Source organism: Rickettsiales bacterium, assembly GCA_033762595.1.
In the GTDB taxonomy this organism is placed as follows: domain Bacteria; phylum Pseudomonadota; class Alphaproteobacteria; order Rickettsiales; family UBA8987; genus JANPLD01.
Genome location: JANRLM010000087.1, coordinates 1 through 22,198, shown reverse-complemented (window position 1 = coordinate 22,198; position 22,198 = coordinate 1). Strand labels below are relative to the sequence as shown.

15 protein-coding genes are annotated in these 22,198 nt (G+C 32.3%); 8 read left to right on the top strand and 7 right to left on the bottom strand.

Annotated elements, in window-relative coordinates; translation table 11 throughout:
* Window positions 1-327: 327 nt before the first annotated feature.
* Complete coding sequence (locus SFT90_06180) at window positions 328-849, bottom strand: YfiR/HmsC family protein (protein ID MDX1950069.1); 522 nt, start codon at window positions 847-849, stop codon at window positions 328-330.
* Between the two features lie 155 nt (window positions 850-1,004).
* Between SFT90_06180 and SFT90_06175 the strand changes: the two genes are divergently transcribed.
* The 3 genes from SFT90_06175 to SFT90_06165 all read left to right on the top strand — a co-directional run bounded on the left by SFT90_06175 (window position 1,005) and on the right by SFT90_06165 (window position 7,034).
* Complete coding sequence (locus SFT90_06175) at window positions 1,005-2,807, top strand: extracellular solute-binding protein (protein MDX1950068.1); 1,803 nt, start codon at window positions 1,005-1,007, stop codon at window positions 2,805-2,807.
* A 6-nt stretch (window positions 2,808-2,813) separates the two neighbouring features.
* The gene (locus SFT90_06170; GenBank protein MDX1950067.1) at window positions 2,814-4,664 is read left to right on the top strand and encodes an ABC-F family ATP-binding cassette domain-containing protein; all 1,851 of its coding nucleotides are present in this window, start codon (window positions 2,814-2,816) and stop codon (window positions 4,662-4,664) included.
* A 360-nt stretch (window positions 4,665-5,024) separates the two neighbouring features.
* On the top strand, window positions 5,025-7,034 hold the full coding sequence (locus SFT90_06165; protein ID MDX1950066.1) for an N-acetylmuramoyl-L-alanine amidase: 2,010 nt from the start codon (window positions 5,025-5,027) through the stop codon (window positions 7,032-7,034).
* Between the two features lie 61 nt (window positions 7,035-7,095).
* Here the strand turns inward: SFT90_06165 and terL are convergent, their stop codons facing one another.
* The gene (gene terL / locus SFT90_06160) at window positions 7,096-8,559 is read right to left on the bottom strand and encodes a phage terminase large subunit (GenBank protein ID MDX1950065.1); all 1,464 of its coding nucleotides are present in this window, start codon (window positions 8,557-8,559) and stop codon (window positions 7,096-7,098) included.
* Window positions 8,560-8,762: 203 nt separating this feature from the next.
* Between terL and SFT90_06155 the strand changes: the two genes are divergently transcribed.
* A complete protein-coding gene (locus SFT90_06155; GenBank protein ID MDX1950064.1) occupies window positions 8,763-10,214 on the top strand; it encodes a phosphomannomutase/phosphoglucomutase in 1,452 nt (483 codons plus the stop codon).
* Window positions 10,215-10,301: 87 nt separating this feature from the next.
* Here the strand turns inward: SFT90_06155 and trmB are convergent, their stop codons facing one another.
* The 3 genes from trmB to SFT90_06140 form a co-directional block, all read right to left on the bottom strand.
* Window positions 10,302-11,009, bottom strand: coding sequence for a tRNA (guanosine(46)-N7)-methyltransferase TrmB (gene trmB / locus SFT90_06150; protein MDX1950063.1), 708 nt, complete (start codon window positions 11,007-11,009; stop codon window positions 10,302-10,304).
* A complete protein-coding gene (gene murJ, locus SFT90_06145) occupies window positions 11,006-12,550 on the bottom strand; it encodes a murein biosynthesis integral membrane protein MurJ (protein MDX1950062.1) in 1,545 nt (514 codons plus the stop codon). The genes trmB and murJ overlap by 4 nt, the downstream gene beginning before the upstream one ends.
* 88 nt (window positions 12,551-12,638) lie before the next feature.
* Window positions 12,639-13,412 (bottom strand): ABC transporter permease, encoded by a 774-nt coding sequence (locus SFT90_06140; protein ID MDX1950061.1) that lies wholly within the window; start codon window positions 13,410-13,412, stop codon window positions 12,639-12,641.
* A gap of 196 nt (window positions 13,413-13,608) precedes the next feature.
* On the opposite strand from SFT90_06140, the gene SFT90_06135 reads away from it, so the two are divergent.
* Both SFT90_06135 and odhB read left to right on the top strand, forming a co-directional pair.
* Window positions 13,609-16,089: a hypothetical protein gene (locus SFT90_06135; GenBank protein MDX1950060.1), complete on the top strand. Its 2,481-nt coding sequence runs from the start codon at window positions 13,609-13,611 to the stop codon at window positions 16,087-16,089.
* A 375-nt stretch (window positions 16,090-16,464) separates the two neighbouring features.
* Entirely contained in the window at window positions 16,465-17,664 is a 1,200-nt protein-coding gene (odhB, locus tag SFT90_06130) for a 2-oxoglutarate dehydrogenase complex dihydrolipoyllysine-residue succinyltransferase (protein ID MDX1950059.1), read from the top strand.
* A 266-nt stretch (window positions 17,665-17,930) separates the two neighbouring features.
* Here the strand turns inward: odhB and dksA are convergent, their stop codons facing one another.
* Both dksA and SFT90_06120 read right to left on the bottom strand, forming a co-directional pair.
* Entirely contained in the window at window positions 17,931-18,392 is a 462-nt protein-coding gene (gene dksA / locus SFT90_06125) for an RNA polymerase-binding protein DksA (protein MDX1950058.1), read from the bottom strand.
* Between the two features lie 557 nt (window positions 18,393-18,949).
* Window positions 18,950-19,393, bottom strand: a complete 444-nt coding sequence (locus SFT90_06120; GenBank protein ID MDX1950057.1) for a flagellar assembly protein FliX — start codon at window positions 19,391-19,393, stop codon at window positions 18,950-18,952.
* A 47-nt stretch (window positions 19,394-19,440) separates the two neighbouring features.
* Between SFT90_06120 and SFT90_06115 the strand changes: the two genes are divergently transcribed.
* Entirely contained in the window at window positions 19,441-20,160 is a 720-nt protein-coding gene (locus tag SFT90_06115) for an RNA methyltransferase (protein ID MDX1950056.1), read from the top strand.
* 7 nt (window positions 20,161-20,167) lie between these two features.
* Window positions 20,168-22,198: DNA polymerase (locus SFT90_06110; GenBank protein ID MDX1950055.1), on the top strand; the 2,031-nt coding region annotated here is incomplete at its 3' end.

The window sequence follows — 22,198 nt, the reverse complement described above, 5'->3', positions numbered from 1 at the left end:
GCAATAATTATAAAAAATAAATTGTAATAAATTGGCATAATTTCAAAAAATGAAAATGAAATTTTGAAAAATCTATTCGGCTTTTAATACAATCAGAATTTTAATTCAAGAATTAATATAGGTGGTTTTAAGGCAGTGATTACTTAGCATAGATATTATCCACTTAACCACCAATTGTCACCCCGCATTTATTGCGGGGTTAATTGTTGAAAGTGTTTCTAAACTTAAGTTGAGCCTGTTTATTGGTTAACCCCGCAATAAATGCGGGGTGACAATTACGTGAAAGATAGAATGGTTTTAGCAAAGTAAATTTGAGCAATTTGGCTTCTAATACAACCTATCGGCTGCTTCCATAAGTTTAGAGCTTACGATAATTGATTTTTTAACTTTTTGATAAGAGTTTATTGCAAATCTATATTCATTATCCACCTTAAAAAATTCAACCGTTCCGCCGTAATTTTGAATAAAATTATCATAATCAGACATTGTAATAACTCTATCAAGGTTTGGTTTTAGTTTTTTGAGAATAAACTCAATATTACCTTTTCCAAGCTTTTTGCTTAAATAAACAATATTGCACTCAAGCATTTTATCAGAATAATTGTTGTAATCAATTATCTCTGCACCTGAAATTCTTGAGCTTCTATTAGCAAAAGTTGTAAAGCCTGATCTTATAGTTCTATCCCCCACTAAGCAAATTTGCTTAACATTGTTTTCATAGGCTAGATAATTTGAAATACGATAAACCTGAAAGGCTTTTATCTGAAATAATTTAGGGTTAGCAAAAGCATAACCGAAGTTATTAGCTAAGAGTAAAAATAATATAATAATTATTCTAAAAATTAACACTAAAGTAAAAAATATAAATTGATTTAACTGATAAACTTTGCAATATCATCTACCAAAAACTACCATAGTGGAAGCCCCAAAACCAAATAAATAAATTTATTATGAAATCAAACAGAATTAGTTCGAATTTTATCTATTGTATAATTTTTATACAAATGTTTTTTTTCGCATTGCCAGCTTATTCTGAAGATTGTTTTGAAGGGTATTATTGTGGCAACGCATTAAAATTATTTGGCAAGCCAACTTTTGAAACTAATCTTAAAAAATTCAAATATGTAAACCCTGATGCACCAAAAGGTGGTGCTGTGAAATATGCGGCAATTGGAACTTATGATAGCTTAAATGGGTATATTCTAAAAGGGATTTCTGCGACTGGATTAGGGCTAATTTATGATAATTTAATGGTTTCAAATAGTGATGAAATTTTTACTAGATACCCCTTAATTGCAGAAAGGGTTATGGTTGCGAAAGATAAAAAATCTATGATTTTTGTTCTTAATAAAAAAGCAAAATGGCACGACGGAAAATCAATTACTGCTGATGATTTAATTTTTACCTTTGATACATTACTTAATAAAGGTAATCCATTTTACAAATCATATTACTCTGATGTTGAGAGCGTTGAAAAGTTAGATAAGCGAATTGTAAAATTTAATTTTAAGCGTGATAATAATCGAGAGCTTCCATTTATTTTGAGTGAACTTCCAGTTCTTCCAAAACATTACTGGAAAGATAGAGAATTTGATAAAACGACCCTTGAAGCTCCTCTTGGCAGTGGTCCTTATAAAATTGCAAAAGTTGATGTTGGCAAAACTATTGAATATGAAAGGTTTGAAGAATACTGGGGGGCAGATTTGCCAGTTAATATCGGTAGATATAATTTTGATAAAATTACTTATGAATATTATAGAGATGAAACCGTTGCAGTTGAAGCCCTAAAAGCTGGTGCATATGATATGAGGCAGGAAAATATCGCAAGAATTTGGGCGAATTCTTACAATATTCCTCAACTAGAAAGTGGCGAATTTGTGAAGGAAGAAATCCCTCATAAATTGCCAACTGGTATGCAATGCTTTGCTATGAACCTTAGAAAAGATAAGTTTGCAGATGTACGTGTTAGAAAAGCACTTGAACTAGCTTTTGATTTTGAGTGGACAAATAAAACAATTTTTTATAGCTCCTACACTAGATCAAGAAGTTACTTTTCAAACTCTATATATGAGGCAACGAGCCTTCCAGAAGGAAAAGAGCTGGAAATTTTATTACCTTTCAAAGATAAAATTCCTGAAAATATTTTCACTGAAGAATATAACCCGCCAGTTACTGATGGGACTGGCAGAAATAGGGTTAACCTAATGAAGGCAAGGAGTTTACTTGAAGAAGCGGGCTGGAAAATTAACCAAGGTAAATTAATGAATGAAAAAGGCGAAGCCTTTGAAATTGAATTCCTTACTAACTCCTCAACATTTGATAGGATTATTGAGCCTTATGGGCAGAATTTAAGGAAGCTCGGCATTATCGCAAAAACAAAATTTGTTGATCCATCACAATATCAAAGAAGGCTTGATGATTTTGATTTTGATATGGTTGTTACAACTCTTGGCGGAAGTTCTGTTCCAGGTAATGAGCTGGTGGATATGTTCCATTCCTCAATGGTAAATGTTGAAGGTAGTGGCAATATTATGGGTATAAAAAACCCTGTGGTTGATTCTATAATTGATACAATAATTACTGCAAAAGATAAGGAAACACTAATTTATGGGGCATCTGCACTTGATAGAGTTTTGCAGCATAATTATTATGTTGTGCCACATTGGAATTTGCCAGCCTTCCGTTTAGTTTATTGGAATAAATTTGGTAAGCCTGATAAAACCCCTAAATATGGCCTTGCAACTGACACTTGGTGGCTTGACGAAAAATCAAACGCCAAATGGTTAATCAAGAAGGAAAGTAAGTAACTAGAAATGTCTAATTTATTAATTTCCGTTTTAGAGGCGATGGTTACCTTCGGTAATAAGCCAATTTTTGAAGATTTATCTTTTAATATTCATCAAACCGATAGAATTTGCTTAGTGGGCAAAAATGGCTCTGGCAAAACAACTTTGATGAGCATTATTAGTGGTCATAAAGAGCTTGATAGAGGCAAAAGAATTATCGCACCTAACATTAAAATTGGCTATCTTGAGCAAGATGTTTTGTTTAACCCTGATGAAAAAGTTTTTGATTTTATCTTCAAAATTCTTCCACCTGAAAAGCAAACAGAAGATTATCATTACCTTGTTTATTTTGTTACTGAACCCCTTGAGCTCAACCCCAATGATTTGATGAAAAACCTCTCTGGTGGGCAGTTAAGGCGTGCTTGTTTGGCTCGTTCATTAGTAGAAGAGCCTGAAATTTTAATGCTTGATGAACCCACTAACCACCTTGATTTAGCTGGTATTGAATGGCTTGAAAATTATCTAAAATCTTATCGTGGTGCTTTTTTATGCGTAAGCCACGATAAAACTTTTCTCAAAAATATTTCCAATAAAGTTTTTTGGCTTGATAGGGGCAAAATTCGCATCTGCCCTAAGGGCTTTGATTATTTTGATGAATGGTCTGAGATGTTGCTTGATCAAGAAGCTCGTGAGCTTCAAAGGCGAAAAAAAATTATGGAAGCCGAAGTTGAATGGGCAACCAAAGGCATTAAAGCTCGCAGAAAAAGAAATGTTCGCAGGGTTGAGGAAATTAAAAAAGCTCGTGAAAAATTAAAGCAAGATATTTCCAGCTATAAACACGCAATCAAAAAAATTGAAATTAAGCCAGTTGAAATTGATTCTGATAGTAAAATTGTTGCCGAGTTTTACAATGCTTCAAAATTTTTTACTGACGAAAATAATAATCAAAAAACTATCCTAGATAAATTTAATTTGAAGATTACCAAAGGTGATAGGATTGGCGTGCTTGGCAAAAATGGCTCGGGCAAAACCTCCTTTTTGAAGTTGCTTCTTGGGCAGATGAAAGCGGATTCCGGCTCAGTAAAACTTTCAAAAACGGCAATATATTCTTACTTTGATCAAAAACGAATTGATTTGGATAATACCAATACCCTTTGGCAAACTCTATGCCCTGAAGGTGGCGATTTTGTTAATGTTGCAGGCAAACAAATGCATGTTTGTGGCTACTTAAAGAAATTTATGTTTGATCCCAAAGACGCAAAAAATATGGTGGGAACTCTTTCAGGTGGCCAGAAAAACCGCTTGATGCTTGCAAAAGTTTTAGCAAATCCCGGCAATTTACTTATCCTTGATGAACCCACAAACGATTTGGATATGGATACGCTAGATATGCTGGAAGATATACTTTCCGCCTATAAAGGCACTTTGATTGTAGTAAGCCACGATAGGGATTTTTTAGACCAAATTGTTACAAGAATTTTAGCGTTTGAAGGTGGTGGAAATATTGAAAACTTAGTTGGTGGCTATAGTGATTACCTCGCATATAAGCAGAGTTTAGAGGCGGAAACACAAAATAAAAAAACAACTACAAAACCAGCAAATAATAATCAAAAAATTTCTGAGCAAGAAAAAATTATAGAAAAGGAAAAGCCGAAAAAAATCTCATATAAATTGCAATATGATTATGATAATATTCCCCAGCAAATTGAAAATTTAGAAAAGGAAATTTCTGAATTAAATCAAAAACTTTTAGATCCTGAATTTTATTCTGATGATTATGAAAATTTCCTAAAAACCTCTGAAAAACTCTCAGAATTGCAGGAAGAACTTGCAAAACTTGAATCCCGCTGGCTTGAAATAGATGCGATGATTGGGTAGTATTTGGTTGCTGGGCTTTGGCCTTTAGTCATTAGTTGTTTCAAACAAAGTGTCACCCCGCATTTATTGCGGGGTAAGACATAAAACAAGGTCAAAACTTAGGTTTGGAAATACTTTCAACAATTAACCCCGCAATAAATGCGGGGTGACAATTGGCGGTTAAGTGGATAAAATCTAAATTTATTAAATGCTTACACTATAAAACGCCTTATAAATCAACTGCTTATCTAAACTCCAACTTTTTTAACAAAATTTTAGAAAAATCTTCAATTTCTTTACCCTTTTTTAAGGTTTATTTGTTATAATAACAATATGTTATGATGATTTTATTAATGTTGTTTGTATTTTTAAGTTTAATTAATGCCTAATTTTCCGTTAAATAAGAGTGAAATTTTGCTAAACAAGCAGCAAGCTGAATATTTATTGTGGAATACTTTGCTTGGTGCAAATGGAATAGTTCCTAAAAATCTTGAGGCAGATATAAACCTTTATGTTCAAACAGATTTAACAGCATCTTGGCTTGCTTCTAATAAAGATAAACAAAAAGCATATCAGAGTGGTTTTGAGGCATTTCAGCAAGCATATAATAATTATATATCTCAATATGGAGATGGCACTAAATCCCTAGCTGAAATTGAAAACTATATAAAATCAATCGGAAGTAACCCAATTAAATTTTTAGGAGATAATGGTGCTAGCCAAGAGACAATAGATGCGTATAGAAAAATTCAAGCAAATTCATCTCTTGTTAGGGCTTTTCAAAATTACAATGTTACTGAGCAAAATTTAACTCAAGCTGGATATCAATTTCCCAAGAAAGAAGAAGTCCAATCAAATGCACAAAAACCAGCCAATAAAACAAAACCTCCAGCTGCTCCTGCAAATGCAAATAAGGGTAAATTTAAGGTTGAAAACCCTGATAATCTTCCAGTTGTAGTGATTGATGTCGGTCATGGCTGGACAGGCTCTGAAAATGACACAGGTGCTATAGTTGGTGCAACTTCTGAATTTCAAATAAACCAAGCTAATGCAGAAATTCTAAAGGGGGAGTTAGAGAAAAAAGGCTTTTTTGTTGTTCTAACTTCTGATGTTCGCACCAGAGAAAATGTTGGTCCGGGAGAAAATTTCCCATCACGCTATCAAGTTGCAAAGGATAATGACGCAGTAATGTATATCTCAATGCACGCTGATAGTAACGATTCAAAATCTCAGATGGGCATAATAACTTATTATGACGATAAAGAGCCGGAGATATTAGTGAATAGAAAGAAAGTTAATTTTTCTAGGGATTTAGCTTGTGATATTTCTACTTCTTGCTCAAAAACACCAAAGTTTATAAAAAAAGAAGATGAGAGAGATGCACCTGTAGCAAAAATTGATAAAGCTGGTAAAAAGACAGCTATTTATAGTATCCCCTCAGTATTGCTTGAAATGGGTAATATGCAAAACGCTGAGGATTTAGCCAATATGTTAAATCCAGAATGGCAAAGCCAGATTTTTGCTAGTATGGCCAATGCAATGGCTGAATATTACACAAAAAATTTGGGTGCTAGCAAAGGGCCTCTTGTTCCTCTTGCTCAGTCAGAATCACCTGTTGTTAATACTACTTCCACTCCAACACCGCCTGTAACGCCTTCTGAGCCTAAGTTTGATGAAAATTATACTCCAAGTTTTTCTAAATCAGGTGATGATAATGGAATATTCTCAGGGGTGGATAAGGCGGATTTTGCAAAGGGTGCATTGGATTTTATCACGCAACCAAATGGCACACCGGTGATGAATTTATTCCTACTAATATTCAAGGCAATAGGGGCAATAGTTGGGTTGTTTGTTGGCAAAAAACAAGGTGATGCCGTTGCCAATATGGGTGAGGAATTTAAGAGCGAGATAATGAATCAAATTGTAGTTGCTAATGTTGAGCAAGCAAAATCCGCAGGGCTTGATGCTGAAAATAATAGATATTCAATGACAGAAGATGCCTATAAAAGAATGCTAGAATTTCAAGAAAATTTAATAAAAGATGGCTCAAACTTCTTATTAGGAAAGCTAACGCCTGCAACAACTGAAGAGCAAAGAAACCAAATATTTGCAGAGTTTAGAGATTATATGTCAAAGGAAATTAAAGAAAAATTCCCTAAATTTTCTGCAAAAGATTATGTTGAAATCCCGCTAGAAAAAGATGGCAAAACCGCTTATTTTTTTGAGGAAGGAAATAAAACAAAAATTGTATATCTCAACCCAGATGAACTGGCAATGTATGGTGCAGGTTTTTCCAGCAAGCTAGAAGAGGTTAAAAAATATGAAGGAATATATTGGCCTGTTTATAATTCTGAAGCTTTGCCCACTCAAAATTCACCTAGTAAGAATTAAAGTTAGTTAAATTAATCACCCAGCCCTCTCCCTTCGGGAGAGGCGTAAAATAATTAATCCATCAAATCCTCCGCAAATTAAATTCTTTATAATCCCTTTGATGGTTGAGATATTGGCTGGTGGAGTCAATTAAATCGTCATTGGAAGAATTTGGAAATGTAGTTATTTCAATTTCATAATCTTGAATTTTTGAGTGGTTTTTCGGCAGGAAAATTTTTCCAGCTTCAAATAAAGGCGTGATTTTTGCAAATCTGGAAATCTTATCTTGCCGAACTTTAATTGGAATTATTGGAAGTTTTGTTTCTCGCAAAACCTCTTGAATAAGGCTTTGCCCGCTAGATTTATCTTCAATCAAAATTTTTTCTGCTCGCCATTTATTCGCGAGATTTATAACGGCTTTTTTGAGGTCTGGAAAATCCAATTTATCTCTAAAAATATCAAGTAAATAAAAATTATTTTCAAATTCACCCCAAGTGGTGCAGGCGGAAAAATCATTATTTTTACCAGTTTTAATTGCAGTATCCCAACTCTGCGTGATTTTTGTAAATATTTTATTTTCTTCGTTTGTATTATAATATCTGAGCCAATTTTGCCTAACCATAGAATCTTCAGAATTTATAGGGTTTTGTAGATATTGAGCAGAAAATGCAAAGCCCCCCATTTCTTTTTTTGTAGCCTCTAAATCATTGATAGATTGATGTTTAGCGTGCAAAGCAAAACTCTCACCCTTGCTAATTTTACGATTAAGTTTTAAGTTAAAAATTTTCCTAAAAATATTTTTATCATCAAAAATTCTTGGCTTAATAATTGCATTAGAAAAATATTTTCTTGCAGATTCATCTATAATTGCAGGGATTTTTAGAACTTCCCAAGAATTGGGGTTTTTCTCAAGTAGCAAGCCAGTTAAATCTTCTTTATGAAGCCTTTGCATTATGATAATTATCACGCCTTCATTTCTGTTATCCAAACGCGAGGAGAAAACTTGCTCATACCAATTAAGAACTTTTAGGCGATATGTCTTACTGCCAATTAGTGCTGGATTATTAGGGTCATCAATAATAAGAAAATTTCCGCCCTCACCAGTAATTGAACCACCAATTGAAGTTGCCATTCTAAAGCCCCTTTCGGTGGTCATAAATTTTTCTTTTTGGTTTTGCTCTTTACTTAAAATTGTATCTGGAAATTTTTTCCTGAACCAATCCTGAGAAATTATATTGCGACAATCTAGCGAGTGCTTTTCTGCAATATTACTTGAGTAACTTGCAGAAATTATTCTTTTAGTAGGATTATTCGCAAGAAGCCAAGCAGGCCAAGCAACATTTACGATTATTGATTTCATATATCTTGGCGGAATATTTATTATAAGCCTTTTTATTCCACCGGATTCACATGCTTTTAGATAATCACAGATTAAATCAATATGCCAATTATTCAAAAATTTTGCAGAGGGGTTGAGGCTATAAAAACTCTTTTTAAGGAATTTACTAAAGTCATTTTTTCTAAAATTTTGTAATAGTTGAAGCATTGGTATTTAATCTTTTTGTCGTTATTTTGAATTCACAATTCATACCCGCGAAAGCGGGTATCCATTATTTTATAGATTCCCGCTTTCGCGGGAATGAAGTGCTTATATCATTCTGGAATATTTATTTTGAGTAGGGAAGGGGGGTTAGGGTTGATTATTTTGAAAATTTATTTAGGGTTCTTAAAAAATTTTTCCAAGGAACTATGAAAGCTGAAACTATTAAAAAAGAAAATCAAAATAGAATTATAAATCCAGTAACGCTCCGTGCTTACGATATTAGGGGGGAAGTTGGCTCTCAGCTTCAAATTGAAGATGCGTTTTATATCGGAAAAGCATTCGCAACTAAAGTTATTAGAAAAACAAAAAATAAAAAACCTTCTATTGCAGTAGGTTTTGATGGCAGGTTAAGTTCACCTGAAATTAGAAAAAATCTTATCGAGGGAATTTTAGAAAGCGGTGCAAAAATTGTAGCAATTACGCTTGGTGCAAGTCCTATGCTATATTTTTCAGTTAAGAAATATAATCTTGATGCAGGGATTATGATTACAGGCTCACATAACCCTAAGAATCATAATGGTTTTAAGATGATGTATAATAAAGCCCCCCTTTTTGGTGAGGAAATTCAAGAAATTGGTGTTATTTGCAAAAATGCAGATTATGAAAATGGCTCTGGAAGTATTGAAGAAATTGATGTTCGTGAGGAATATCTTAATCAATTGCTAAATTCTATAACGCAAATAAATTCTGATTTTCTAAAAAATATGCGTATCGCTTGGGATTCTGGGAATGGTGCGGCTGGCGAGATTGTTTCAAAGTTAGTAAAAAAAATTCCCGCGAAGCATTTTCTTATAAATGAAAAAATTGATGGGAATTTTCCAGCACATCACCCTGACCCAACAGTTGCGGAAAATCTAGTGCAATTAATAGATTTGGTTAGGGAAAATAATTGCGATTTCGGCATCGCATTTGATGGTGATGGCGATAGAATTGGTGCGGTTGATGGCAAAGGCAGAATAATTTGGGGGGATAAACTCCTTACTTTTTTTGCTGATGATATTATTTCAGAAAATAAAAACGCAACGATAATTGCAGATGTAAAAGCGAGCCAAACTTTTTTTGATAAAGTTGTGGAGCTTGGTGGTAAGCCAGTTATGTGGAAAACTGGTCATTCATTCATAAAACAAAAATTAGCAGAAACTGGTGCTTTACTTGCAGGTGAAATGAGTGGCCATATCTTTTTTGCTGATAAAAATTATGGTTATGATGATGCAATTTACGCAGCAACTAGGCTGATTGATTACTTTGCTAAAAATAAGCTTAAAGCCTCTGATGCTTATGATAAATTGCCAAATTCTTTCAGCACGGAAGAATATAGAATTTCTGTAAGCGAAGAAGCGAAAATAAAAATTGTTGCAGATATAAAAGAGAAAATGCTCGCTGAAAAATCACCACAAGAAATCAACGAAATTGACGGCGTGAGAATTAAAGAAACCGAGCTTAATGGCTGGTGGTTGCTTCGTTCATCAAATACGCAGAATGCAATTTCTATAAGAGCGGAAGCAACTTCTGAAGAAAATCTTGAGGAAATAAAATCCAAAATCTCTAACCTAATCAAACCTTACGGTGTTAGCTTGGTTAATTCTAGTGCTCACTAAAAATAGATTTTGAGAATTAAAACAAATATATCGTCAGCCCGAATTGAAAGCGGGGTGACAATTGTGGCTAAGAGTCAAAGTTGCGAGTTAATCTCTCTTCTTTTTATAAAACAAAAATCTTGCTTCTCTACCTTCCTCAATGGCTTTTGAATGATATTTTGTTGTGATATAGCCTGTATGGGGTTTTTGGGTTTCTAGCTCATTTGATAAAATAAATCTTTCATCATTTTTGAAAATTTCTAAACACCAATTAATATAAACTTCCTTATCGCTAGCGATAATTACTTCACCATCTTTTTTAAGGGTTTTATTTAATAAATCTAGGGTAACTTTATTAATTAGACGACGCTTAGAATGCTTTTCTTTTGGCCAAGGATCAGGAAATAAAACATAAATTTTTGACAAAATTTCACTGCGTAAAAAAGCTAAAGATTCAAGAAAATATCTTGTATCACCATCAAAAATTCTAATATTTTTTAATTTTTTATTATATATTTTTAGAGTTGTTGAGCAGATTGAATTATAAAATAGCTCTGACGCAAAATATAAATTCTCTGGATTATTTTCCGCTTGATTAATTAGATGCTCACCATCGCCAAAACCAATTTCAAGGCAAATATTTTTATATTCGTGAGATTTAACAAGCACCTCAGAAATTTCCAAGCCAAGCATAGAATTTGGGCTTTTTATGGCAATCTCAGGAAAATACTCCACCATTAAACGCATTTTCTCTGGTGAAATTGATCTCGCTTTTCTCCTACTAGAGGAGGAAATATATTTTTTATTTATATTCATTTCGCTTTCTTAAAAAATGCTTTTACCTCTGCTAGAGAAATTATTTTTAACCATATAGCAGAACCAAAATAAATGGATAAAACCAGAGAAATTATAAAAAATAATTTTCTAAAGCCATAGCCTAAAATTGAGGATAAAATATAGCAAATTACTGCTACTAAAAATGAGAGTAAAAAGATTTTTATCGTTGAAGAAATAAGCGATTCATCAATACTGATGCTAGATTTTTTTTGTTTGAGTTTAATATATAAAAAAACAAGGTTAAACCAGCCTGATATTGAGGTTGCAAGTGCCATTCCAACATGTGGCATAAAGCCTATTTTATTAAATCCAAAAGCTAGAATTAAATTAAAGAAAATATTTATAAATAATGAAATTGTTGCACCAATTACTGGGGTTTTTGTATCTTTCAAAGCAAAAAAACTTGCAGAAAAAACTTTATTCATTGTAAAAGCTGGAAGACCAACTGCAAAGGCAACTAAAGCATAAGCAGAAGCCTTTGTATCAGAGGCGGTGAACGCACCACGCTCAAATAATGTTCCCATAATCGTTGAAGGCATTGCTATTAAACATAAGCAAGCTGGCATTGAGAGCAGAATTACCATCATCAAAGCTTTGTTAAAACCCTGCTTTGCAGATATATCATCTCCGTTTGAAATCCTTCTGGAAAGCTCAGGGAGTAAGGCTGTTCCCATTGCAGTTCCTATAAGAGAAAGTGGAAGTTGGTTAATCCTATCAGCGTAATTTAGGAATGCGATTGCACCCGTAAAAAAACTCGCAATTATAATATCAACCATCAAATTTATTTGAAAAATACCCGCACCCATAGCCCCCGGTGCAAATTTTTTAAGAAAGAAAATAATTTTATTATCCACAAAATAATTTTTGAATAGAGGCTTAAAAGAATAATTATTTTTCTTCATAAAATAACCCATCCAAATAAGCTGAATTATTCCAGAAGCAAAAACCCCCCAAGCAATGGAATGTGCAATAGTTTCAAAAAAATTTGGCAGTGCTAAAAGAAAAAATATTATAGATAAATTAAAATAAACCGGCATAAAGCCACCTGCCCAGAATTTATTATTACTTTGTAAAACCCCTGCAAAAGCAGTTGCGAGCGAGATTAACAAGAGGTAAGGAAATGTAATTCTTGTGAGTTCAATTGTAAGATTGTAAATCTCGCCTTTGCCAGTAAAACCGGGGGCAATAACGAAAATCACCGCTGGCATAAAAATTAGAAAGATTATCGTAAAAATACTTAATGCAACAAGCATTAAGCCTATAATATTTCTTGAAAATTCTTCAGCTTTTTCTTTGCCCTCTTTCTCTAATATTTGTGAAAAACTTGGAATAAAAGCAGCATTAAATGCACCTTCTGCGAATAATCTTCTAAAAAAATTAGGCAGTTTTAAGGCGACAAAAAAAGCCTCGGAAAGTGAGGAAGTGCCAAGATATTTTGCAACTAAAATTTCTCTCACAAAGCCACTTAGCCTTGAAAGCAAAGTCATAAATGAAACTGTGAAGAAAGATTTTGCGAGCATTGTTTTGGGAGTTAGTGGTTAGGGATTAGAGGTTGGAGATTAGATAATAGAAAAAACTAAGCCCTAAACCCAAATCCATAAAACCGGATTAATCACTAAAGAAAACTTCAGTAATTATGTAATTAGCAATTAAGATTAAAACTGATGCGGAAACCACCGCGGAAGTTGTTGCTTTGCCAACACCCTGCGCACCCCTGCCAGAATGGAAGCCATGATAACAGCCCATTAAGGCAACTATAAAGCCAAAAATACTTGCTTTTACTAAACCTGAAAAAACATCTTTGAATTCAAGATATTCCAAAGTGCTTTTAAGATATGATGATGAATTAAAACCTAGCTTATTTACTGCAACTAAATAACCACCCATCACACCAATTATATCAGCAATCAAAACTAAGATTGGAAGCGTTAAAAGCCCTGCAATTAAGCGTGGTGCGATCAAATATTTCAGTGGATTTGTTGAAAGCGTTGAAAGTGCATCAATCTGTTCAGTAACACGCATAGTGCCGATTTCTGCCGCAATTGAAGCCCCAACTCTGCCAGCAACCATAAGCCCTGCAAGCACGGGGCCTAATTCACGAGTGATTGATAAAACAACCACAGTTGCAATAGAGCTTTCCGCATTAAACCTTGAAAAACCGCTATAACTCTGCAATGCAAGCACTGCACCTGTGAAAATTGCCGTCATACCTACAACTGGCAGAGAGTAAAAGCCGATATCCATCATCTGCTTAAAAATTTGCTTAGGGTAAAATTTAGGCGTAACCGCTGCAGAAACGGCTTGAAAGAAAAATATGAAGGTTCGCCCCAACCCCTCTAAACCACTCAAAGTTAAAGCCCCTAAAGATTGAATATAATACATAAATCAAATACTTAGTTATTTTTATTTGGAAGGTTTATAGAAGATAGTTTTCAACTAATCAAATTATAATTTTCTTCTAAATAGGCTTTGATTAAAATATACTTAAAATTTTATTAATTTTGTTGCAATTGAGGTAATTTTATTATATATTAACAAATAATTAACTTTTTAAGAAGAAACAAACTTAGGGGAGTTTATGAAAAATATACCTTGGAAATCAAGTAATACTAACGAAAAGTATTTGGATTCTTATGAGAAGCTTGCAATCGCTATGGAAAAATATTTTCCAGATAATGCATCTGTTATAGACTCTAACATTAGTTTTAATGAATATTATGATGTAACAACAAATTTTTTAAATAAAACCTCTAGAATAAAAGAGGGAGTTACACCAATTGTAGTTATAAATGTTAAACCAGAGCATAACTTTGAACTTCCTGATGGAACACCAGATACAACAGCAGGGCATGATATTGACTTTATTAATTTATTAAGCCTTAAAGTTAAAATTGATCTTCATAACACTGATGACACCATGGAGCTTAATCAAAATGATTTCATAATTCAGTTAAGCCCTGATAGAAACACATTATCTTTTATACCAAAGGCTTCTGCAGTTAGTGCAATAAGCATGGCTACTATGTTAGGCGGAGGCTCAATTAGCTTTGAAACAGAAATACAAGATACAATTCCTAACTCAAGATCATCAAAGTTTACTATAACTTCTGAAGTGGGTGAACTTCACTCTTGTAGTATGTGGAGGCAACTTGAAGATATGGGTTATAGCTGGCAAGAAAATGGCTTCTTAAACAGCTTTAAGAATGCATCTAATGGTGGAGCTAATCCAAGAGAGCATGTAATTAATGGAAAAAAGGTAATAATTGAATACAGTGCTTCAAACCCTGCTGATACAGAATATTATGTAAAATTAGTTAACGCCTTAAAGTCTCCAAATAAAATTGATGAAGCAAACTTAATTAATGAAATATATTCACAATCAGAAAATGAGAATCTTCCAAGCTATGTAATAAATATGGCAGCTAGAGATGGCTTAGTATTTGTTCCAAAAATAGGCTTAATTGGAAACGGCTCATCTATCCCTAACTTAATTACACAAGCTAAAATTCCTGCATATACAGATCTACAAGAATATTTAAGTAAAAATGGTGCTAGTAATTACGAAACAAGCCCAAGTGCAAAAATGGTTTTAATGAATATAGTTAATGAAATAGAAATTTATCATGGCTCAGAAGTAGTTCAGCAAATAACAGGATTTAATTCATCAGATGAAGCAAAAATTGCTTTAGGTTTAGTTGAAACTCCTGTTGAGGAAGCACCAGTAAATCAAGAAGAGGATTTAGGCTTACCAGTTGATGTTGGCTTTGTTATGGATTCATCATTTGAAGCTCAGCCTGAAGAAATATTAAGTCAAGATAATAGCATTTCAGCAAATCAAGCCTTGGAAAGTGTATCAACTGAAAGGAACTTAGAAATCAGCGATTTATCTCTTGCTCAAGAAATAGTGAACCTAGTTGAATCAAATATTGGTGGAGATATCACTTTAGAAGCTAGTGAAGTTAGCCAAGAAGAAATTATAATTATTGATGTGGCTGACAAAACTCTAGAACAAAATATAACGGACTTGCCTAATAATAGCGGTTTGGCAATGATGCCAGTTGATAGCGTTACTAAAGAAGAAATTACAGTTAAATCTGATAATACTTTATCAGAAAATAGATCAGAAGACACATCTAATACACTTCAAACTTTACCTTCATTAAATTTCAACTCACTTCTATCTAATTTGAGTTTAAGCTCTAATTTCAATAGTAGTCAGCAAAATTATAATAGCCCAGTGATTAATTTAGCCTCAAATCAGAATATAGTTAATAACTCTCAATCACCTTCTATTGAAAATGCATTAGAAAACATTGTAAAATCTTCTGTTGTATCAGTTGAGAATGTTAGCGATGCATTTAATGCCGATAATTCATCTTTTAATGTCTCAGCATTACTAGGTGGTGGAAAATTATTTGACCTTGAAGGTGCAAATAGTTTATTAATAGATTCAATTTTAAAAGTTACTAACAGTAAGGGAATTTCTGTTGAACATCTTAATAGAGGAAGCGATTTCACAATTAGCAATAATTCTTTTAACCTAACTGCAAATGGTGTAGAAAAATTACTTAATGCTTTTAATAATAATCCAAATTTAGATTCATTAAATATTAAAGCTGTAGCTTTCAAAGCAGATGGAGTTTCAACTCCACTCTCACTAAAATTTGAAAATGTTCAAGAAAGCTCATTAATGAGTGCAGGCATTGTAGATATTTCTGAAAACTCTCAATTCACAGCAGGAAATATATTTGATTTTAATGAGGATATTTCTCCAGCAAACAGAGTTTCAAGCGGATGTAGTTTAAGATATGAAGAAGGGATTGACACCCCTGTTGGACAAGAATTATGGGGACAACTTAGAACTCCAGGGGGAACAATTGAACAAGCTTTCTGGGATTCTGAACTTAGAAATAGAGACTCTGAAGGTAATGAAATTGGAAATGTTCTAGTTATTAGAGAATTTAGAGATGTTTGTGGAGATTTAGCTTGCCCTGACGCTAATACGGTAGGCAATATTTTATCGCAACTTGGACTTGGCGGTTGCTTTGAAATTTCATAGTTTATAATCTAAAATACCACCTACCCAAAGCCCTATAGTATAAAATTGTAGGGCTTTTTTTTATTTTTTATAACACCTTTGTAATTTAGAGTCAGCATTCTTAGGTAATCATAGATTTAAGCTCCTTAAACACGAATTGTCACCCCGCATTTATTGCGGGGTTAAACATAAAACAAGCTCAAAACATAAAGCTAAAAACGCTTTCAACCATTAACCCGCAATAAATGCAGGGTGACATTATAGAGGAAAAACAACAGATAATTTAATAAAATCTATACTTACTTAACAATAGCCTAAATATTCCTGTTTTTTTATTGATAATTAATCTTTAATGATATAAATCAACTCTAGAAATAATTATAATATGGAGCTAAAATGCTTGAAATCAAAACCCCAACTCTAGGCGAATCAATCTCAGAAGCAACAGTTGCTAAATGGCATAAAAAGAAAGGCGATGCTGTTAAAAAAGATGAACTTCTCGTTGAGCTAGAAACTGATAAAGTAACTCTTGAAGTTAATGCCCTAGATAATGGCGTTTTGGAAGATATCAAAGCTGGCGAAGGAACAACCGTAGTTGTTGATCAAATTCTTGGTGTTATTAAGGCTGGTGCTGCCCCTGCGGTTTCTGCCCCTGCTAATCAAAATGCATCTGTTGCACCTGTTGCAAAGCCATCAACCATCAACCATCAACCATCAACCAATTTAGATAAATCTGGCCCTGCGGCTCGTAAAATAGCATCTGAAAATAATGTTGATGCTTCAAATATATCTGGCACTGGCAAAGATGGCAGAATCACTAAAGGTGATGTTCTTAATGCGATTGCAAACCCTCCTGCACCCTCATCTTCTCAGAAAGTAGCAAGCAATAATTCTGAGCGTGAGAAGAGAGTTAAAATGACAAAACTTCGTCAAACTATCGCAAAAAGGCTTAAAGAATCTCAGAATACTGCGGCGATGCTTACAACTTTCAATGAAGTTGATATGACGAACCTTATGAAAATGCGTTCTCAATATAATGAGCAATTTGCAGCAGCGCATGGCGTTAAACTTGGATTTATGTCTCTATTTGCGAAGGCTTGCGTTCAAGCTTTGAAAGAACTTCCTGCAGTAAATGCTGAAATTGATGGCGATGAAATTGTTTACAAAAACCATTATGACATCGGCGTTGCAGTTGGCACTGAGCAAGGCTTAGTTGTTCCAGTTGTGCGTGATTGTGATAAAATAAATTTCGCTGATATTGAAAAGGAAATTGCAAGGCTCGCAAAAATGGCTCGTGAAGGCAAACTCTCAATGGCGGAATTAACTGGTGGCACATTCACTATTACAAATGGCGGAATTTACGGCTCAATGCTTTCTACGCCAATTATTAACCCTCCACAATCTGGTATTTTGGGGCTTCACAATATCACTAAACGCCCGGTTGTTATGGCTGATGGCTCAATTCAAGCGCGTGATATGATGTATATCGCTCTTTCTTATGACCACAGAATCATTGATGGTAGAGAGGCTGTAACATTCCTAGTTCGTGTTAAACAACTAATTGAAGACCCTCAAAGATTATTATTTGGAATTTAATGCCCATCTTTAATTAGAAAAAATTAATTATACATATTAAATTTTTTCTATTTCCTATTAAATGCAACCTCGTAGCATTGCTAACTAAGAATAATTTAAGCTCCTTAACCACTAATTGTAACCCCACATTTATTGCGGGGTTAACTATAAAACACGCTCAAAAATTAGACTTAAAAACACTTTCATATATTAACTACGCAACAAACGCAGGGTATCATTAAGAAATGAATTATATGTCTTATAAAAGAATGTTCTTTAGATATTGGCTAATCTTCTCTAGCCAATTTTTCTTCAATTTCGTGTTGTTCTTGTGCCGCGATTGTCATTGTGGCAATTGGTCTTGCATCAAGGCGTTTTAGGCCTATAGGTTCACCAGTTACTTCGCAATAGCCATATTCGCCTTCCTCAACTCTTTTAAGGGCGTTATCAATTTTTGAAATTAATTTTCTATATCTATCACGAGTTCTAAGCTCTAAGCCTGTTTGCTCAACTATAGTTGCTTGATCTGAAGGGTCTGGCTCATTCCAAGTTTCAACTTGCAGATGCTCAATAGTTTCGTTCGATTCATTAAGTAATTCCTTTTTCCAGGCCTCTAGCTTTCTTCTAAAGTACTCAACCTGTAGAGGGTTCATATATTGCTCATCATCAGAGGGCTTGTAATTTTCAGGCAGTATAATTTTGCCTGATTTATCTTTTTTAACTTCAACTTTTTTGCCTTTAATATCCATTTTTTTATTAATTTTTGAGTTTGAATTTGCAGGCGATTTCTGCTTTGTTTTTACTTTCTTTTCAAGCTCTTTTTCTCTTTCTGCCAAAAAATTTTCTCTCGCATTCGGAAAAGATGGTATCATCATCACACTGGGCTTTTTAAGTATAGCTGGTTGCGACTGATTCAATGCTATTTTCAATTCACCTTTAACGTTTGAATTATCCAAAATTATTTCCCTTTCTTTTATTTCTTGAGGCTTTTGAGGCTTACTAATTGGCTTTGAGGGCAATTTATTTTTACTTACGGGCAAAGGCTTTTTTATTTCCATAATTTTTTTTTGCGTAACTTTATTTTGCTTCTTAGCTGGCTTTTTGATTTCCTTTTTAATAATTTTTTTTACTGGTTTTTTAGTAGTTTTTTTTACTAATTTATTTTTTGCAGATGTGATTTTTTTTGAAGAAATTTTCTTTTCTACTTTTTTAACAATTTTCTTAGTCTTAGGTTTAGCTTTACTAGCGGGTAATTTTTTAACTGGCTTAGAAATTTTTTTATTTTTTTTTGCCATAGTAAAACCTCTTATTTAGTTTTGTTTTTCTTAAATTTTTCTAATTCTACCGCTGCCCTAGTTTTGATTTCTTCAATAATATTTTTTATTTCTTTATCTTCATCATTTATAGATATATTATTTAATCTTGCCTCAAGATTAAGTAAAGAATTATGTTCATAAACACCTAAAATAAGGGCTTTTCTGAGATTTTCAAGGTTTTGTAGTAAATCTTTGCCTTGCTCAATCACAAATTGCCTAGAATTTGAAGGTGCAAAACTATCAATAAAGTTAATAGAGTTCAATGGGTTAATATTAGTAAGGGCTGAAATTGAATTAGTTTCAGAAGTTAAATTTGCTGAAAAAATTTCATCACTTGAGAGTAAATTTGAAAAATCTCCTGATTGAGTAGTGATTTTTTTTAATTTTTTTGCTTGGGAAATTTTATAATTTTCATTAATATCGCCAACTTTCATAAATCTCTGTATATAATTTTTTAGAACTATAAATTATTTGCGAAAACATGTCATTAAATAATATATATATTATTTTATCTAAGCCACAAATGGGTGAGAATATTGGCTCAGTTGCAAGAATAATGAAAAATTTTGGTTGTGTTAATTTAAGAATAATCGCCCCACGAGATGGTTGGCCTAATGAAAAAGCGTATGAAATGTCTGCACACGCAAAAGACATAATAAATAATGCAGAAATTTTTGAAAATTTGGAAGAAGCAATATCAGATATAAGTTACTTAGCTGCAACAGCTTCAGTAAAGAGATTTATTTCAAAAGAAATTATAAATCCAGAAGAAGCAGGAAAGATAATTACAAAAAAAATAAATAATTATAAATGTGGAATATTATTTGGTAGGGAATCTAGCGGTCTAAGTAATGAAGAGATTTCGGCTTGTAATCAAATGGTTACTATAAAAACTAGCGATTTATACCCTTCTCTAAACATCGCACAAGCCTGTTGTGTGATGCTTTACGAGATTTTTAAGAATAATTCCAAAGTTAAAAAAATAATTAATAATAATTCTAAGAATTTAATTGCTAATAAATCAGAATATTTATCTTTAGTTAATTTTTTAGAAGCTCAATTAGAGAGAAAAAACTTCTTTCAGGTTAAAGAAAAGAAAAAAAATATGATGATTAACATAAAAAATATGTTCACCAAAAATAATTTCACTGATCAGGAAATAAAAACATTAAAAGGAATTTTCGCTTTAATTAATAAATAAAAATAAAATGCACACTGCCACAAACAAAAGATTATTTATAGTTGATGGATATTCCTATATTTTTAGGGCTTATCACTCTTTGCCTCCGCTAACAAGCCCTTTGGGAGTTCCAGTTGGTGCAGTTTATGGCTTTACTAATATGATTTTGAAATTAAAAAATAAAGTTAGCACTAATAATGCGGAGAATATTTATTTAATTTTAGTTTTTGATTCTGGAAAGGATAGCTTCCGTAATGAAATTTATGCAGAATATAAAGCGAATCGCCCTGATGCCCCAGATGATTTGAAGCCTCAATTTGCAATAGTTAGAGAAGCTGCAATTGCACTTAATCTTGAACCTATTGAAGTAATTGGTTTTGAGGCTGATGATATAATTGCCTCTTACGCGAAAAAGGCAAAAAATGAGGGTTTTAAGGTTACAATAGTTTCCGTTGATAAAGATTTAATGCAATTAGTTGATGAAGATATTAATATGTATGACCCAATGCGGGATAGGGTTATTGGAATCCATGAGGTTGTTGAAAAATTTGGAGTTACGCCAGATAAGGTTTTAGATGTTCTGAGTCTAATGGGCGATAGCTCAGATAATGTTCCAGGAGTTCCAGGAATTGGAATTAAAACTGCTGCCGAATTAATTAATCAATATCAAAATATTGACAATTTAATCAATGGTTTATCTTCCATAAAACAGGAAAAAAGAAGAAAAACTTTAGAGGAAAATATAGATAAATTACATTTATCTAAAAAATTAATTTCTTTGGATTTTAATGTTGAATTAAATTATGATTTTGAAAATTTTAGAATTAAAGAAAATGATGAAAAATCACTTTTTGATTTTGCAAGTAAATATAATTTTAAGTCGTTACTTTCTAAAGTAAAAATTAATAATCAATTAATTCAAGAAAATAATTTTAATTCTTCATTAAATTTAACTAAGATAAGTAAGTCAGCAAATTCTATTGGGTTTCTAAACGAAGTTAAATTTGTTGAATTATCTCAACCTTTTGATTTGATTTCATTATTTAACAGGCATCTATCTTGTGAGGTTTTTATTAATTTTACTGAAGGTGAAACGAGTAAATTAGAAGTAAATTTTGATGGTAAGAAATTATGTTATATAAATATCACAAATAAAATTAATTCTAATGAGGCTAATGACTTATTTGATTCAGTAAAAAATGAAAAAAATGAATATTTTGAAATTATAGAAAAATATTTTTTATTGGGAAATAATAAATTTATTTTTTTTGATGCGAAAAATTTAATTGAGAAAAATATTTTTAATAATTTGCCAAAATATTTTGATGATATTAAATTAATTTCCTATTTATTAAATGGTTCAAATGAAAAATATAATTTAGATTATTTGATTTCTTCTTTTTTTAATGAGCATATTGAAAAAGATGAGCAAAAAATAAAATATTTTCCACAAATTTATACTAAATTAAAAAATCAATTATTTAATTCTAAGCAAAATTTTATTTATTATGAAATGGAAATTCCATTAATTTCTGTTTTATTAAATATGCAAAAAAATGGAATTAAATTAAATATTGAAATTCTAAAAAATCTTGAAAGTGAATTTAATAATTTGATTATTAATTTAACAAAAGAGATTTATTTATTAGCTAATTCTGAATTTAATATTGCATCACCTAAGCAATTAGGTGAAATTTTATTTGAAAAATTAAAATTGCCTGCTCCTAAAAAAACTAAGTCAGGTCAATATGTTACCGATTCTGATGTGCTGGAAAATTTATCTGCTGAAGGATTTATTATAGCTGAAAAAATATTGGAATTTAGATCGATTTCTAAATTATTAAATACTTATATTATTGCACTTCAGAAAGAAATTAATTCAAAAACAAAAAGGGTTCATACTAATTTTAATAATACTTCAACAACAACTGGCAGGCTTTCTTCAATAAATCCTAATTTGCAGAATATACCAATTAAAACAGAAGAAGGAAGAAGAATCAGAAAAGCTTTTATTGCAGAAGAAGGCAAGGTTTTAATAGGTGCGGATTATTCTCAAATT

Excerpts from the sequence above, each read along its gene's own strand:
- SFT90_06175 (MDX1950068.1), top strand. The coding sequence starts at position 1,005 with ATGTTTTTTTTCGCATTGCCAGCTTATTCTGAAGATTGTTTTGAAGGG.
- SFT90_06170 (MDX1950067.1), top strand. The coding sequence starts at position 2,814 with ATGTCTAATTTATTAATTTCCGTTTTAGAGGCGATGGTTACCTTCGGT.
- SFT90_06165 (MDX1950066.1), top strand. The coding sequence starts at position 5,025 with ATGCCTAATTTTCCGTTAAATAAGAGTGAAATTTTGCTAAACAAGCAG.
- terL (MDX1950065.1), bottom strand. The coding sequence starts at position 8,559 with ATGCTTCAACTATTACAAAATTTTAGAAAAAATGACTTTAGTAAATTC.
- SFT90_06155 (MDX1950064.1), top strand. The coding sequence starts at position 8,763 with ATGAAAGCTGAAACTATTAAAAAAGAAAATCAAAATAGAATTATAAAT.
- trmB (MDX1950063.1), bottom strand. The coding sequence starts at position 11,009 with ATGAATATAAATAAAAAATATATTTCCTCCTCTAGTAGGAGAAAAGCG.
- murJ (MDX1950062.1), bottom strand. The coding sequence starts at position 12,550 with ATGCTCGCAAAATCTTTCTTCACAGTTTCATTTATGACTTTGCTTTCA.
- SFT90_06140 (MDX1950061.1), bottom strand. The coding sequence starts at position 13,412 with ATGTATTATATTCAATCTTTAGGGGCTTTAACTTTGAGTGGTTTAGAG.
- SFT90_06135 (MDX1950060.1), top strand. The coding sequence starts at position 13,609 with ATGAAAAATATACCTTGGAAATCAAGTAATACTAACGAAAAGTATTTG.
- odhB (MDX1950059.1), top strand. The coding sequence starts at position 16,465 with ATGCTTGAAATCAAAACCCCAACTCTAGGCGAATCAATCTCAGAAGCA.
- dksA (MDX1950058.1), bottom strand. The coding sequence starts at position 18,392 with ATGGATATTAAAGGCAAAAAAGTTGAAGTTAAAAAAGATAAATCAGGC.
- SFT90_06120 (MDX1950057.1), bottom strand. The coding sequence starts at position 19,393 with ATGAAAGTTGGCGATATTAATGAAAATTATAAAATTTCCCAAGCAAAA.
- SFT90_06115 (MDX1950056.1), top strand. The coding sequence starts at position 19,441 with ATGTCATTAAATAATATATATATTATTTTATCTAAGCCACAAATGGGT.